The organism is Lacinutrix neustonica (genome assembly GCF_026625145.1).
Classification (GTDB): Bacteria; Bacteroidota; Bacteroidia; order Flavobacteriales; family Flavobacteriaceae; genus Lacinutrix; species Lacinutrix neustonica.
This window is the reverse complement of record NZ_CP113088.1, coordinates 3,403,793-3,419,244: the sequence shown is the minus strand read 5'-3', so window position 1 is coordinate 3,419,244 and position 15,452 is coordinate 3,403,793. Positions and strand designations below refer to the sequence as shown.

Annotated in this window: 16 protein-coding genes and 3 pseudogenes; 11 read left to right on the top strand and 8 right to left on the bottom strand. The window is 34.2% G+C overall.

Annotation, left to right across the window (positions count from 1 at the left end):
- The first annotated feature begins 1 nt into the window (after nucleotide 1).
- Nucleotides 2-544: a hypothetical protein gene (locus tag N7U66_RS18515; RefSeq protein WP_267676442.1), complete on the top strand. Its 543-nt coding sequence runs from the start codon at nucleotides 2-4 to the stop codon at nucleotides 542-544.
- An 82-nt stretch (nucleotides 545-626) separates the two neighbouring features.
- Here the strand turns inward: N7U66_RS18515 and N7U66_RS18510 are convergent, their stop codons facing one another.
- The gene (locus tag N7U66_RS18510; RefSeq protein WP_267676441.1) at nucleotides 627-1,382 is read right to left on the bottom strand and encodes a hypothetical protein; all 756 of its coding nucleotides are present in this window, start codon (nucleotides 1,380-1,382) and stop codon (nucleotides 627-629) included.
- A 430-nt stretch (nucleotides 1,383-1,812) separates the two neighbouring features.
- A complete protein-coding gene (locus N7U66_RS18505) occupies nucleotides 1,813-2,265 on the bottom strand; it encodes a hypothetical protein (RefSeq protein WP_267676440.1) in 453 nt (150 codons plus the stop codon).
- A 302-nt stretch (nucleotides 2,266-2,567) separates the two neighbouring features.
- Between N7U66_RS18505 and N7U66_RS18500 the strand changes: the two are divergent.
- The 5 genes and pseudogenes from N7U66_RS18500 to N7U66_RS18480 all read left to right on the top strand — a co-directional run bounded on the left by N7U66_RS18500 (nucleotide 2,568) and on the right by N7U66_RS18480 (nucleotide 6,036).
- A pseudogene (locus N7U66_RS18500) lies at nucleotides 2,568-3,445 on the top strand (PPK2 family polyphosphate kinase).
- A gap of 40 nt (nucleotides 3,446-3,485) precedes the next feature.
- Nucleotides 3,486-4,889 carry a M20/M25/M40 family metallo-hydrolase gene (locus N7U66_RS18495; protein WP_267676439.1) on the top strand — a complete coding sequence of 468 codons (1,404 nt, stop codon included), beginning with the start codon at nucleotides 3,486-3,488 and terminating at the stop codon, nucleotides 4,887-4,889.
- 175 nt (nucleotides 4,890-5,064) lie between these two features.
- Entirely contained in the window at nucleotides 5,065-5,259 is a 195-nt protein-coding gene (locus N7U66_RS18490) for a hypothetical protein (protein WP_267676438.1), read from the top strand.
- A 58-nt stretch (nucleotides 5,260-5,317) separates the two neighbouring features.
- Nucleotides 5,318-5,659: a hypothetical protein gene (locus tag N7U66_RS18485; RefSeq protein WP_267676437.1), complete on the top strand. Its 342-nt coding sequence runs from the start codon at nucleotides 5,318-5,320 to the stop codon at nucleotides 5,657-5,659.
- Nucleotides 5,659-6,036, top strand: coding sequence for a glyoxalase superfamily protein (locus N7U66_RS18480; protein ID WP_267676436.1), 378 nt, complete (start codon nucleotides 5,659-5,661; stop codon nucleotides 6,034-6,036). Before N7U66_RS18485 ends, N7U66_RS18480 begins: the two co-directional genes overlap by 1 nt.
- Here the strand turns inward: N7U66_RS18480 and N7U66_RS18475 are convergent.
- Both N7U66_RS18475 and lysA read right to left on the bottom strand, forming a co-directional pair.
- On the bottom strand, nucleotides 6,031-7,068 hold the full coding sequence (locus N7U66_RS18475; protein WP_267676435.1) for an AI-2E family transporter: 1,038 nt from the start codon (nucleotides 7,066-7,068) through the stop codon (nucleotides 6,031-6,033). The two genes, N7U66_RS18480 and N7U66_RS18475, sit on opposite strands and share 6 nt — an antisense overlap.
- Before the next feature lie 227 nt (nucleotides 7,069-7,295).
- Nucleotides 7,296-8,540, bottom strand: a complete 1,245-nt coding sequence (gene lysA / locus N7U66_RS18470; protein ID WP_267676434.1) for a diaminopimelate decarboxylase — start codon at nucleotides 8,538-8,540, stop codon at nucleotides 7,296-7,298.
- A gap of 230 nt (nucleotides 8,541-8,770) precedes the next feature.
- Between lysA and sucC the strand changes: the two are divergent.
- Nucleotides 8,771-9,963, top strand: a pseudogene (sucC, locus tag N7U66_RS18465) (ADP-forming succinate--CoA ligase subunit beta).
- A 102-nt stretch (nucleotides 9,964-10,065) separates the two neighbouring features.
- On the opposite strand, the gene N7U66_RS18460 reads toward sucC, so the two are convergent.
- On the bottom strand, nucleotides 10,066-10,353 hold the full coding sequence (locus N7U66_RS18460; RefSeq protein ID WP_267676433.1) for a DUF1456 family protein: 288 nt from the start codon (nucleotides 10,351-10,353) through the stop codon (nucleotides 10,066-10,068).
- Nucleotides 10,354-10,538: 185 nt separating this feature from the next.
- On the opposite strand from N7U66_RS18460, the gene N7U66_RS18455 reads away from it, so the two are divergent.
- On the top strand, nucleotides 10,539-10,943 hold the full coding sequence (locus N7U66_RS18455) for a TerB family tellurite resistance protein (protein ID WP_267676432.1): 405 nt from the start codon (nucleotides 10,539-10,541) through the stop codon (nucleotides 10,941-10,943).
- Here the strand turns inward: N7U66_RS18455 and N7U66_RS18450 are convergent.
- On the bottom strand, nucleotides 10,940-11,326 hold the full coding sequence (locus N7U66_RS18450) for a nucleoside triphosphate pyrophosphohydrolase family protein (RefSeq protein ID WP_267676431.1): 387 nt from the start codon (nucleotides 11,324-11,326) through the stop codon (nucleotides 10,940-10,942). The genes N7U66_RS18455 and N7U66_RS18450 overlap by 4 nt on opposite strands.
- A 960-nt stretch (nucleotides 11,327-12,286) precedes the next feature.
- On the opposite strand from N7U66_RS18450, the gene N7U66_RS18440 reads away from it, so the two are divergent.
- The 3 genes from N7U66_RS18440 to crcB all read left to right on the top strand — a co-directional run bounded on the left by N7U66_RS18440 (nucleotide 12,287) and on the right by crcB (nucleotide 14,131).
- Nucleotides 12,287-12,787 carry an SRPBCC family protein gene (locus N7U66_RS18440; RefSeq protein ID WP_267676429.1) on the top strand — a complete coding sequence of 167 codons (501 nt, stop codon included), beginning with the start codon at nucleotides 12,287-12,289 and terminating at the stop codon, nucleotides 12,785-12,787.
- Nucleotides 12,748-13,308, top strand: coding sequence for a GyrI-like domain-containing protein (locus tag N7U66_RS18435; protein WP_267676428.1), 561 nt, complete (start codon nucleotides 12,748-12,750; stop codon nucleotides 13,306-13,308). The genes N7U66_RS18440 and N7U66_RS18435 overlap by 40 nt, the downstream gene beginning before the upstream one ends.
- Before the next feature lie 457 nt (nucleotides 13,309-13,765).
- Nucleotides 13,766-14,131: a fluoride efflux transporter CrcB gene (crcB, locus tag N7U66_RS18430; protein WP_267676427.1), complete on the top strand. Its 366-nt coding sequence runs from the start codon at nucleotides 13,766-13,768 to the stop codon at nucleotides 14,129-14,131.
- A 7-nt stretch (nucleotides 14,132-14,138) separates the two neighbouring features.
- Here crcB and N7U66_RS18425 read toward each other — a convergent pair whose 3' ends face one another.
- Nucleotides 14,139-14,672, bottom strand: a complete 534-nt coding sequence (locus N7U66_RS18425) for a DUF1684 domain-containing protein (RefSeq protein WP_390886597.1) — start codon at nucleotides 14,670-14,672, stop codon at nucleotides 14,139-14,141.
- Between the two features lie 131 nt (nucleotides 14,673-14,803).
- Nucleotides 14,804-15,447: pseudogene (locus N7U66_RS18420) on the bottom strand (cytochrome P450).
- Between the last annotated feature and the right edge of the window lie 5 nt (nucleotides 15,448-15,452).

The following is a 15,452-nucleotide window of genomic DNA, read 5'->3' as shown; positions in this document are numbered from 1 at the left end:
TATGAAGTTATTAAACCTATCTATTTATAACAAACGTGCGCTTTTTGGTGGTCTATTGGCAACTATTATCATAGGTCTTGGAGCCTACGGTTTAGGAAATATTAGTGGTTATGAAGCCAAATCATTAATAACAACATCACTTCCTGGTATCAATGCCTTATGTAATACTATTGTTTTAGGCTCAGCAACCATTTTAGCATTACTTTTAACACTATTAAGTATTAGTTCCAGTTCGAAATCAAAACTTACGGAAGAACACTACAAACATGTGTTATTAATAGCAAAAATTGATACCATTGTATTTGTCTCTGCTATGATTGTATTTCAACTTATGAATATACCAGTAACTGAAGCTGAAAATGTACCCAATTCCTGGTTTACTTCTATTTACTATATCAGTCTTGGTCTATCGGCCATACTTAGTGGAGGTTTAATAACAGTCGTTTTAATGCTTTATAATACCGTAGCCAGTATAATTAAAATTGTGGGATTAGGCATTAAAGACCACCCATTATTAACGAAAGAAGATGAGAATGAGGGATAGTACGATTGTGGAAAAGTAGAATAATAAAAAAGGCTCAACTGTAAAAGTTGAGCCTTTTTATATGCTTAAAAACTAATTCAAATTATTCTTTACACGCTTTCAATTTAGCACCAAAATTTTGAGAAATAGTAATGCTCTTATCTAAGTAAAAAGTTTTAATTTCCTGAATAGTTTTGGTCGATAAATCGGATACGCTTTCTTGAGAAGGTGCTAGGGAAGTCCGGCATTCACAAGACTTTAAAACATCATTATACGCATTGATACTACTCGTCATCGCTCTTTCATTTGAAGTGACAAACTGTTGTTTTTTTAAAATAGTTTCTTGTCTTTCTTGTTCTGCCAATTGCAGTTTAATGTCTTTTGCTTTCTGCTCTAACGCTGCCTGCTGTGCCTTTAACTCTGCTTGTTGTTGTTGTAAATCGGTTAATGCATTTTCACCGTAATTACTACTTACAGCATTGGCTTCTTCATTACTACAAACATCATATTCGTAAAACGCTTTAAGAATTAAATCTTCTGTTTTATTTAAATACGTTCTAGCAGTAACCAATTCTTCCGCCAATAAAGCAGTCTCTAGATAAATAGCTATACTATTCGATATATCAAGGGTATTATAGCACTGCTCAGATTCTGTTAATTTTTCTACGATTTCTATGGATTCTTTAGATAATCTAGCATGATATTTTAAATCTTCTAAATTATACGATTCTATACCAGCAATTACATTTTTACTCACTTTACCGAGATTAAATCGCACGTTCGTAGCATTAGACTGCTGACCATAAGACGCAGTTAAAATGAAAGTAAATAGAAAAAATAATAAGTAATTTTTTTTCATAATTTGGGAATGTATATTAAAAGTTAATTCGAAACACAAAAATATAAAAAAGGAGCATTTAATCGGAGTTAAAGTATATTTAATCGATGAAATTCATCGATTTTTATCAATTCAATATTTATTTATGCCATTCTTTGCGTATAAAGACACCTAAACCCTTGATCTATGGCACTAAAATCATTTCATCACGATGTAAAATAGCATTAATTATCACATAAGTTTTAAACGCAAAATTAGTATTCAGTGTAAAATCCTTTGCTACAGAAGTAGTGACCCTAAACTAATACGCCCTTTTTCTCTATAATAAAACTAACCATAGACTCACTCCTATAAATAGGATAAGGAAAAACCATCAAAAATAAACTTCTGATGGTTTTAAGGTTAGTAAGTATTAGAAAAACTCAAAAATAGGCCAATGACATCTTCTTAGTTATTTTTTACAACTATTTAGACTAGTCATATATATTTTTGTAATATTAATGTTCTTTTCAATAAAATAAGTTCTTATTTCTAAAACAGTCATTTTGGCTAACTCTCTTTCGTCATTAGGATCTGATATTTCCTTTCCACATCTACAAGCCTCCAGTGAAGCGTTAAAGTTATTTACTTGAGCCGTAAACGCATTTTGATTGGTTTCAATAAAACTAAGTTTTTTTAAGACCGCTTGTCTCGCTGCATAAAGTTTAGCTTCTCGTTCTAATTGATCTTTTTCAGCTAACTCCTGTTCCGTTAACACTTTATCCGTTGCGCTTTTTGTCGCTCCGGATAACTCATTTTCATCATTGTAGGCAACAACATCGGCGCTTGTGTCTTCAGTTTGTGCTTGTATGTTAAATTGCATAAATACAATAAACATGAATAAAAGTAGGTTGTTCTTTGCCATAATTTGAGAGTTTTGTTGATTAATTTTAATCTAATATAGTAAAATAAATACAGTACATCGTTTTTTTTTGCGTTTAATCGATGAAATGCATAAAATTTAACATTTTAAATAATGCCCTCATTTTACAAAAAACAAAGAAAATACTAATATCGGTAGTGATATCGGCTATTTCAAAGGTTATTAACACTTTACGTGTAAAATACTTTATAGGCATCTATTACATTAAAATTTAAGGCAAAAATAGAACACTTCAGTCATAAAAATGGAAATAATAACTATATTTATTAAGTAAGAAAGATACTATGAAAAAAATAGATATTGAAGAATTTAAAATTACTTCACCAATTAAAATTGAATCACTTCCAACATTGGTGAATTTAAAAACGGATGAAGAGACTATAAAAGATGAATTACGAAAAGTAAGACGTAAGTTGGGAAACCTTCAAGACACGATGTATGCTCATGGAAAATACGCCGTTTTAGTTTGTCTTCAAGGCATGGATACTTCGGAAAAGACAGTTTAATTCGTGAGGTCTTCAAAGATTTCAATGCCCGGGGTGTTGAAGTGATGAGCTTTAAAGTCCCTACGCCATTGGAGCTAAGACATGATTATTTATGGCGCCATTATTTGGCATTACCAGCACGTGGTAAATTTGGTGTTCATAATAGAACACATTATGAAAATGTTCTTGTTACACGAGTACACCCCAATTATATTTTAGGAGAAAAATTACCCAACATAAAAACAGTGGCCGATATAGATGATGCCTTTTGGGAGACACGTTTTAATCAAATCTTAAATTTTGAAAAGCATCTTGCTCAAAATGGAACCATTATCTTTAAATTTTTTATGAATTTATCGAAAGAAGAACAGAAAAACAGGTTATTGCGCCGTTTAGATTTAAAAGAGAAAAACTGGAAATTTTCTGCAGGTGATTTAGTAGAGCGTAAACTTTGGACAGATTATATGGCTTGCTACGAAGATGCCATTAATCGCACCTCTAAGGCGCATGCCCCTTGGTACAATATTCCTGCAGATAGTAAACCTGCTGCGCGGTTAATTGTTGCACAAATTTTATACAATACACTTAAAGAATATAAGGATATTAAAGAGCCTGAACTAGATAATAAAACAAAGGCAAATATCGATTTATACCGCCAAGAATTAAATAATGAATAACTAAAATAAAACATTCATTTAGAATTTAAAAAACCGAAAAATGAAAAATATCCTATTACTAATAATCTTAACTTTTACCTCTATGGTATTCTCTCAAACTGATGAAGAGGTGCTTAAAACCATTTACACACAATCCTTAACCAACGGAAAGGCATACGAGTGGCTTGACCACTTATCTAATACTATTGGCGGCCGTTTATCCGGCTCCGAGAATGCAGAAAAAGCAGTGGCATGGGGCAAAACTGAATTAGAAAATTTAGGGTTAGACAACGTGTGGTTACAAGAAGTTATGGTCCCAAAATGGATAAGAGGCGAAAAAGAATCAGCGTATTTTATAACAGGTTCCGGGACATCTGTACCGGTAGCTATCTGTGCACTTGGGGGCTCTATAGCCACTTCAAATTCAGGTCTAAAAGCTAAAGTGATTGAAGTCCAAAATTTTGAAGAACTTAGTACCTTAGGCAAAGACGCCATTAAAGGTAAAATTGTTTTTTTTAATCGGCCCATGCAAGCCGATTTGATTACTACGTTCTCGGCTTATGGTGGTTGTGTTAATCAACGTTATGCTGGTGCGATGGAAGCAGCCAAGTTTGAGGCTGCTGGCGTTATTGTACGTTCTATGAATTTACGATTAGACGATTTTCCGCATACAGGCAGTATGAGTTATGGCGATTTACCGAACGACCAGCGTATTCCATCTGCGGCCATAAGTACTATTGCTGCAGAAAAACTATCAGAAGCCTTAAAAAATGATACGAATTTAGAATTCTTCTTTAAACAAAGCTGTGAACAATTAGCGGATGTAAAATCCTATAATGTTATAGGAGAAATCACTGGTAGTGAATTCCCCAATGAGTATATGATTGTTGGGGGCCATTTAGATTCATGGGATTTAGGTGATGGCTCACACGATGATGGCGCAGGTGTCGTTCAGTCCATGGATGTTCTTAGACTTCTAAAAGAAAGTGGCATTACACCAAAAAGAAGCCTTCGTGTCGTTTTGTTTATGAATGAAGAAAATGGCTTAAGAGGTGGTAATAAATATGCGGAGGAAGCTAAGAAAAACAAGGAAACCCATGTATTTGCTCCGGAAAGCGATTCTGGAGGGTTCACGCCCGGAGGCTTTAGTTTTGATTGTAGTGATGCGAATTTTGAACAGGTATTAAGTTGGAAGGCTCTATTCAAGCCTTATTTAATTCACTATTTTGAAAAAGGTGGTAGTGGTGCCGATGTGGGCCCTTTAAAAAATGACAGTAACGTGTTAGCAGGTTTACGTCCGGATTCTCAACGTTACTTTGATTACCATCATGCTAGTAATGATACTTTTGATGCTGTAAACAAAAGAGAACTAGAACTGGGCGCTGCTACCATGACAAGCTTAGTGTATTTATTTGACAAGTATGGAACAAACCCGTTAACTTCATCTAAAGCATTGAAAAATTAGTATTACCGTGATTTTGTAGCGGTCTTTAAACAAAAACGATAGATCTGACTACAATTACAGTTTTGAAGAAAGCCACAAGAAAGCTCATAAGATAAAAGGACTATACATTTGCAAAAGCACATGTCTACAACCTCTAAAGAGCAGCTAATAATAGGATTATGTAGAAAAAACATAAATGAGACCTAAAAAAAATGTAATGATATATAAAATAACAGGTATTGTATTGCTATTCTCATCAGTTATATTCGCACAACAACCGGAAAAACCACTTCCTTATTATGAACTTCCCCAAGTTTCAGAAAAATATACTGCAGGAACTGTAGCGGCCGGACAAGTAGACGCTTTAGGATTTAGGTTTTTCTCGGTCTAGTGAAGGCTTAACTGAAAAAGATCTCGCTTATAAACCAACAGATTCTGTAAGGACTTCTTTGGAAACCATAGAACATATTTATGACCTTTCATACATTATTGCAAATGCCGCCTTAAAAAAAGCAAATTCTAAAAATGATAAGCCATTAGAAAATCTATTTGAATTAAGAAAACAAACCCTCTTAAATTTAAAACAAGCGGCTGATATTTTTAGAGTTAGTGCTGACATGTCACAATACAAACTCATATTTGGGTCTAAAGAAGTTCCCTTTTGGAATGCTATTAATGGCCCCATAAGTGATGCCATTTGGCATTGCGGACAATTGGCTTCCTTTAGAAGAATAACAGGAAATCCCATCAACCCAAAAGTAAATCATTTTAATGGAACCGTTAGAAAGTAATGCCTAAGCCAATACTGCATCAAATCCATCCTATTCTTCCCGTTGAAAATGTGGTTGACGCACTCACCTATTATGTGAAAAAATTAGGTTTTACCATTGCCTTTGCCGACGACAGCAAATTGCCAACTTACGCGGGGGTGCGTCGTGATGGTATTGAAATACATCTAGAACAGCATCAAGCAACACCCTTAGAAGTGGAGTTCCCAAAACCAATGCTACGCATAGTCACCGAGCATGTTGAAAGTTTGTACGAAGAATATAAATATAAAAAAGCGTTTCATGAGAACATCAAATTGAGAGCTACGGCCTGGCAAACTCGGGAATTCACCTTCAACGATTTGTATGAAAACAGATTAACGTTTTACCAAAATTTATAGTTGCTTTTTTATTGATTTTTTAGTCTTCGTCCCATACTCTTTTCTGTAAATTTTTGCTAATATAATGAACAAGCTAACTAGTAATGGCCCAAAAATCAAGCCTATAAAACCAAATAATGGCACACCAATAATAACGCCTATAAGTGTAATTAAAGGGTGTACCTTATCTAACTTTTGAAGCACATAAAGGCGTATTATATTATCTGTTGAGCCAACAACAACAAGGCCATAAATTAAAATGCCCCACGCTTGAAAGTTATGACCCGAGGATAAGGCCGTAACAAAAACAGGAAGAATCCCAAGTAGCGTGCCAATAAAAGGAACCATAGAACCGATTGTGACAATAACAAACCAGAAAAAAGGATCTTTAATCCCAAAAATTAAAAAACCAACCAAGGCTATAACACCCTGAGCCAAAGCAACTAATGGAATTCCAAGCGCATTGGCGCGAACCATAGATTTTATTTCATTACCAATTTCACTCATATTATCTTCTGCCAAAGGAATATATTTTAAAAGTGAATCTTTCATCAGCTGACTATTAGTGAGCATGTAATAAAATATGAAGGCCATCACACCAACAGAAATAAAAACAGTAAAAGTACCACCCGCGAGGCTTTCTAGATTTTTGGTCAGCCACCCTGTGATACTGCTTGTGTTTATCTGAGAATTTAAATCAAAACCTACAAATTGCTCTACTTTTTCTAATTGACCTTTAATAGCTTTAATGACTTTTTCACTATTATCCACAAAGCCACTAATTTTGTTTCCTAGCATTAAAAGAGTTCCTACAACAGGAATAATAATAACTATAAAAGAAAATAGAAGCAAAAGAATTGCAGAAAGGCTGGTACTCCACTTTTTAGTATTCACCATTTTTTGCATCCATTTATGCAGAAGTACATATAAGGTAATAGCGCCAAGGACACCACCAAGGTAAGGAAGCATTTCTGTAAAAATAAGGCTACCTACCAAAAGAATCAATGAGATTATAAAGATTTGACGTATTAGGATTGGTGATATTTTTTCCATTTTTATACTGTTTTACTGCGTCGTTAAATTTACATTAAAATATAACGAACTAATAAAAATATGACGCCTAAAAAATAAAATCTTTACTACAAAAAACTACGGCCGACCCAATACCATAGGTAGAATGTATTGAGTATTCACAAGAATGATTTAATTAATTAAAAATTTTATATGTGCAAAAAAAAACATCCAAGACGTGTTATTCTTGGATGCTATTCGTATTAAAATCACATATGAACTTGAGCCTTAATACTTTTTTTTTGTGGTAGTATGTCTATTTCAATTTGATTTCTTAAGATATCATCAAAAATTTCTCGTTTTCTAATTAAATGTGCTTTCCCATTATGCCACATCACCTCAGCAGGACGATACCGTGAATTATAATTACTAGCCATGCTAAAACAATACGCACCAGCATTTTTAAAGGCTAAAAGATCACCTTCATTAATTTCAGCAATACGCCTGTTATTAGCAAAAGTATCTGTCTCACATATATACCCCACAACAGTGTAAAACCGTTCTCTACCTGTAGGGTTGGATATATTTTGAATGTCATGCTGAGAACCATATAACATGGGTCTAATAAGGTGGTTAAAACCGGAATCGATTTGTGCAAACACCGTAGAAGTTGTCTGTTTTACAACATTAACTTTTGCTAAAAATTGTCCTGCGGCACTCACTAAAAACTTCCCAGGTTCAAAGGCAATGGTGAGCTCTTTTCCATATGTTTTACAAAAAGTATTAAATCGCTCACTTAATTTTTCGCCAAATTCTTCAATATTTGTTTCAATATCATCAGACTTATAAGGGACTTTAAAACCGGAACCAAAATCCATGAAATCTAAGTTTTTAAAATTTTTAGCGGTTTCAAATAAAATTTCACTAGCATACAGAAATACATCAATATCTAAAATATCACTTCCTGTATGCATGTGAATGCCGTTAATAGTCATGTTTGTATTCTCAACAATTCTTAGAATGTGTGGAATTTGATGTATCGAAATTCCAAATTTACTATCTATATGCCCCACTGAAATATTAGTATGACCACCCGCCATGACATGTGGGTTAATCCTAATACACACAGGGACATGAGGGTGTTTTGTACCAAACTGTTCTAGAATCGATAAATTATCAATATTAATCCGGCAGCCTAATGCCGCTACCGTTTCAATCTCTTCTAAGGAAACGCCATTTGGTGTGTAAATGATACTTTCTGCTGGAAAACCAGCAGCCAAGCCCAATTTCACCTCTTGTATCGATACCGTATCTAAACCAGCACCAAGCGTATGCATTAATTTTAAAATGGAAATATTAGATAAAGCCTTAACCGCATAGTTAATTTTCACACGCTTTACCTTATTAAAAGCAGACATTAACCGTTGATATTGAGTCGTAATAATTTCGGAATCATAGATATAAACAGGGCTTCCAAAGTCCTCTGCTATTTTAAGTAATTGGCTGTTTTTCATAAGTTATTTTTCACAAAGTTGCTTCTATTTAAAATACCAAAAAATAAATAACTACTAATATTACACATTTCAAACATTTTGTTAATTATTTAACATAACGTGTAACGGTAGTACGCGCTATTTTTCATAATTAAATATTAGGGTAAGTTATTGTGATTATTTACTTTTGTGGCTCTAAAATTTTACAGATTACCTCTTTTGGGGCAATAGAAAAAATAAATCTATCAAGGATGAATTTACACGAATATCAAGGAAAAGAATTACTAAGCACATTTGGCGTACGTATACAACGCGGTATTGTTGCTAAAAATGCTGCCGAAGCAGTAACTGCTGCCAAGCGTTTAACGGCTGAAACTGGAACAGGATGGCATGTTATAAAAGCTCAAGTTCATGCAGGTGGCCGTGGAAAAGGAGGTGGTGTAAAACTAGCCAAGAGTCTACAGGAAGTTGAAAGCATTGCAGAGCAAATCATAGGAATGGATTTAGTAACACCACAAACTTCTGCTGAAGGAAAGCGTGTTCACCAAGTTTTAGTTGCTGAAGATGTATACTATCCAGGAGCCTCTGAGCCTAACGAATTTTACATGTCTGTTTTATTAAATCGTAGTACAGGACGTAATATGATTATGTATTCTACCGAAGGTGGAATGGATATTGAAACGGTAGCTGAAGAAACGCCGCATTTAATTTTTACCGAAGAAATAGATCCTGCAACGGGTATTTTACCTTTTCAGGCGCGTCGTGTTGCCTTTAATTTAGGATTATCTGGTGCTGCTTTTAAAGACATGACCAAGTTTGTTACTGCTTTATATACAGCTTATGATAAATCTGATGCCTCTTTATTTGAAATCAACCCGGTTTTAAAAACCAGTGATGATAAAATAATGGCAGTTGATGCTAAGGTTACCTTAGATGATAATGCATTATACAGACATAAAGACTTAGCTGAATTGCGTGATTTACGTGAAGAGAGCCCGATAGAGGTCGAAGCTGGAAAGCTAGGCCTTAACTATGTTGACCTTGATGGCAACGTGGGTTGTATGGTGAATGGTGCTGGTTTAGCAATGGCTACAATGGATTTAATCAAGCAAGCCGGTGGAGAGCCAGCAAACTTTTTAGATGTTGGAGGTACCGCAGACGCTAAACGTGTTGAAGCTGCTTTTAGAATTATATTAAAAGACACGGCTGTTAAAGCAATCTTAATTAATATTTTTGGTGGTATTGTACGTTGTGACCGTGTGGCCCAAGGCGTTGTAGATGCCTATAAAAATATGGGAGACGCTATTAATGTTCCTATTATTGTACGTTTACAAGGAACCAATGCAGACATCGCAAAAGAATTAATTGATAATTCGGATTAGATGTTATGAGTGCAACCGAATTTCAGGAAGCAGCAGATAAAGTTCAAGCTGTCTTAGCTTAAATAAGTTAAATGCTATCAAACTGATGCTTATTGCAAGCACATTAATAAAAAAAAGAGCAACGATTAGTTGCTCTTTTTTTATGTTTTTGATGCATTGAAGTCTTATTTATTATCCAGTTTCTTAGTCTTTCCTTTTTCAGAAAGTGGCTTTTCCAAGGTTTCCCCTTTTTTCGGCATTGGTCCTCGCAGATGAATAATTAAAGCATTTAAAAAATTTCGCAAAATCTGATCTCCACATTCTACATAATTAGGATGCTCTTCTCGTCTAAAAAAAGCACTTAATTCTGACTTTGTAATTCTAAAATCTACCAGTTCTAATATCTTAATGATGTCTGTGTCTCTTAACTTATGTGCTACTCTTAGCTTTTTAAAAATATCGTTATTTGTCATGTCTTAAAATAGTGATTTTTAGATGTTTAAATACTGTATTTATGTTTCTAAAGGCGGGGTTTTTGATAAAAAGCATTTAAAATCGGTGTAAAGCTACTCATTTTTCGACAACCGACGTGCTTTCAACGTTTATTAATTAGTTTTAATGCTTAATTTTATAACATGTAATTTAATTCACTGATAACATGCCTAATAGAGTAGAAAAGCTAAGTTTATTATCTGAGATGATAGCTTTTGCAAAAGCAGACAAAGAGATTAAGAATATGGAATATAATTTTCTTATAGGGGTCTCTAGGCAACTTGAAATTTCTCGTGAGGATTTCGATTATTTAATAGAGCATCCGACCAACTACTATGTCAATTTAAAATCACATAGTGAGCGCATTGTACAATTTCATCGTTTAGTGCTCTTAATGCATATTGATAATGAACGTACTCATGCCGAAGTTGTAAAACTCTACAATTATGGCTTAAGAATGGGGCTCAATCACGAATCAATTACCAAGGTATTATATTTAATGGAAGGCTTTCCGGATATGATTGTGCCTGCCGATGTTTTAATCGACATCTTTAAGGTGCAGTACAATTAAGATTCTAAAATTTTTGCGATGTCAGGCTTAAAGTAATTTGGTCCTTTCAGGACTTTTCCATCGGCTCTGTATATAGGCTCTCCATTTTCGCCTAACTTACTCATATTACTGCGTTGTATTTCATTAAAAACCTCCTCTATTTTATGCTGCATGCCGTGCTCAATAATAGTACCGCACAAAATGTACAACATATCGCCCAAGGCATCAGCAACCTCAACCAAATCATTATTGTTTGCGGCTTCATAATACTCCTCGTTTTCTTCCTTCATTAAGTTGTAACGCAAAGTATTCTTCGAATGCCCTAAATCTCCTTTTGGATCTTCTAAATGCCCTATTTTAAATGCTGTATGAAAGGCTTTTACTGCTTCAATTTTATTTTTCATTCTCAATTTATTTTGATTTTCGTAATAATGGAAATCTGTATTATTCTGTTTTTTATCAATGCTCGCTCGCCTATATAAACTTTAGGCGAGATAAAAACAAAATATCATTTTTCTAACAGTTTCTAACAGCATGACTTGCTTCCTGAACAATACATTTCTTTATTCAACCCCTAGACAATAAGACGACTCAAAACTAGAAAAACGCGTTGATTTTTTTTTTAGTTATTAATCACACTCGTGGACAACCTTACTTAAAATGTCATCCAGTAAACGATTGGTCTCTATGATATTTACAAAATCAAGCCTATGCCAAGACTAGAAAAAATCACTCCTAATTCTTCTTATACATTTTTCAAATATAAAGATTATAACGCGTTTACATGCTACAGGATCTACATAAACTACTTCGGCATTCCTAATATTTCATATGAAAGACATCATACAAAAAACAGGAGATACCTGTGCCTATTTTTGTTGTTCTATGCGTTTTAATAAAGGCCTTAAAACAGTGTGTTTATATTTAGAAAACGCACTATATCCTTTCTTATAACAGTAACAAATACAGAACCATGATAGTGAATCGTGTTATTCTCTTTTTAAGAAGAGAGGGCTATAAATTATGGCCTTTGGCATTTTAATAGTATTTTTGACGAGTTGTAATGTAATCATTTTATATAAATTTAAAAGTAGGGATATGTTTAGTACAGGACAATTAATTTTTGCCATTTGTTTTGCCGTAGTCTTTATTACTGCACTAATCTATACTTATAGAAAAGACTTAAGACTACACAAGATGTATTACAAAGGCACAATCTGGGTTCTTTTAGCTTTTATTGCATTTATAGGCTTGATCGCTGCTATTAAGTTCTTTTTTAAATAGCATGTTTTTAAAAATAGGTATTGATAATTGTATATTATTATTTTAGTAACTTTGATAAACTAACAAATACCTCAAACCAAATGAAAGCCTTAAAATACATTTTCTTCCTTTTACTTATTACAATCATCGCTTTAGCACTTTATATTGCCGTGCAACCCAATGATTATGAAGTGACGCGAACAAGAACAATCAAAGCACCCGCGGCAGTAATTTATGACCATGTTAATGATTATAAAAACTGGTCTTCCTGGTCGTCTTGGGTAGAAAACAATCCGAATATGAAAATCACACTTCCCGAAAACACAAGCGGTGTTGGCGGCTCTTATTCCTGGGAAGATGCTGACGGCGTGGGTACAATGAAAACGGTTGAAGTGAACCCTAACAGCGCCATAGAACAGGAAATGCAAATAAATGATTACCCTAAGTCTGAGGTGTCATGGAAATTCAGTTCGAATGAAGATGGTTCTACAGATGTCACTTGGACCATTTCGGCAAAGATTTGCCTTTCGATTTTAAGGCATATACAGCATTTATGGGGGACATGGAAAAACAAATTGGCCCTGAATATGAGCGTAGCTTAGAGAAACTTGATAGTGTCATTCAAGTGGACATGAAAAAATACAGTATTGTCGTTGATAAAGAAACAACACAACACAGTGGTGGTTTTTATATCTATAATTCTACAGCAACAACCTTTGAAGATTTTCCATCTAAAATGGAACAAATGCTTCCTGAAATCATGAGTTATGCCCAAAAGAACAACATCAGCATTGCTGGTGCTCCTTTTGTCCTCTATCATAAATGGGATGAAGCTAATAATGCGGTTATGTTCTCTTGCTGTATACCTACAGCAGCCCGTGTCATTACAACTGGCAGCACTATTCTTACTGGCCAAATAGAGCCTTTTAAGGCCCTAAAAATAACATTAAATGGAAATTATAGTCATTTAAAAGAAGCCTGGGATACAGGTATGAAAGCCATTGCCGATAGTGGCTTAGAACAAGAAAAAGATGGACCAATGCTTGAAGCGTATTTAAATTCGCCAATGAACACACCAAATCCAGCGCACCTTAAGACAGAAATATATATTGCCGTACAATAAATTGGCATAAGTTGTAATTAATAAAAAAGCAGTTCTAAAGTTTAGAACTGCTTTTATTTTAAAAAAAATATAGTTGTTTAGGTCTTTTAGCCTATAATTTTTCGTTCTGGATCAGGATTAAATATCGCTGCACTATTGCTAACCGTTCTCGTTATTGCAGATAATGAAATTTCTTCACTATTTTTTGATGAAGATGATGCTATTGTATATACTCTAGGCGATAAAACAACTTTGCTCTCTACAATTCAATCATCCAGGTCTCATACTGTAATATTTAAACAAAATCACAAAAGTGATACATCGTACATAAGGCATTCACTCCAATCTATTAAATGGCTACGTAATAAAAAAAGTTAACGTCTTAACTGTTAAAATTGAAATGCATATTTTTAGGATTTATCAGGATACCCAGTAAAAAAAGAGATAATATTGTAACCTCAACTGTTTTTAAGTAAGTATGAAAAACCTTTTACTCGTATTTTTTGGTGGTGGCTTTGGGAGTGTCCTGCGCTATATTATAGGGAAGTATTTAAACAGTACTGAAACAGGAATTCCGTATGGTACTTTTGCTGCTAATATGTTAGGAAGCTTATTAATTGGTGTCATTTTAGGAATCGCACTAAAAAATAACGCACTAACTCATAGCCACACGCTATTGTTAGCCACAGGGTTCTGTGGTGGTTTTACAACTTTTTCTACCTTCGCTTATGAAAATCATGTATTTTTAAAAGCTGGCGATTTTACAAGTTTTGCGCTTTATACAGTTGCGAGTTTTGTCGTAGGTTTTTTAGCTGTTTTTGCAGGAATGTACTTGGTCAAGTGACCTCTATTTAATGTTTTTTGAAAGCTTTCACTCCGGCTTCTACTCGAGTTGCTAGGTAATTATCTCTTGGCACTATTGGACAAGAATATTTCTCATTATACGCACAATAGGGATTGTATGCAGTATTAAAATCTATAATTATGCTATCGCCTTTAGGAATTGTTAGATCAATATAACGCCCGCCAGCATAACTTCCGTCTCCATTACTATCATCTAAAAATGGTAGAAAAAGATAGTCTTTGTATTCTTCCTGCTTTGTTAATTCTTTTCCCTGATAAACATTTAGTTTATAATTAACATCTTTTATATCAAAAGTTAAGACACCATAAATTCTTTCTAAAGACACTCTACTTGTCGTTGTTTTCATCTTAAAGTATTTCGTGTTTGGTGTTCTTTCTAACTTCGCTCTGACCACTAAAGTAGCATCAAACTTAAAAAAATCGAGTCCTTCAAAATCCTTTAAGTCTTTAGCTTTAAGGGGCGATTTCGTCGCATCCTTATATTCTGAGTTCATCTCTCTTTGGAATTGTGTTTCTCCCAATAAAGGTTCTTTATCTTGAGCACAACTTAATAATGACACACATAGGAATACTAAGCAGCAAATATTCTTCATTATAATTTTTATTTGCTTCAAAAATACAACTAATACCAGTTTAATCGTCTTCGACCCGTTTAAAAATTACTTTCAAATTTTCTCGGATACATGGTGAAATCAAAACGTTCTTTAATATCCGTTACATCCGATTGTAAGCTAAAATCGAAATGCTTACATAAAACAGAGATGAGGACCACCATTTCACTTTTTGCCAAAAACATACCCGGACAAAAACGCGGACCACCACCAAAGACGCGCATCACATTAGGTGAGTGGTTTTCATGCATGGGACACGCATTTACCAGCCATCTTTCAGGAGAAAAGGTATTGGCATTCGAGAAATAGTGTTCTTGAGTTTGAGGTACTTTATTTTGAAGAATAATATTTGTGCCTTTAGGAAGTGAAAGATTATTAATAACGACATCCGTTTTCGACTCCATGTACATTTGTGGCGTTGTTGGTTTTAGTCGCATCGCTTCCTGAGCCACTGCATCGGCATATTTTAAAAACTCCAGCTGCTCATAATGAAGAGGCACTTCTTCTTGAGGATATACGTTATAAGCTTCTGTTCTTACTTTTTTAACAACTTCGGGTGTTGTACCAAATAATATACCGCCCATGACAATGAATTTGATGTCGTATCTTCTCCAGCCAACAAGAGGGTGAAAATGTTTCCATAAATTTCTTCATCATTAAAAGTTCCTGCTTTATTTTCGCCCAATAACG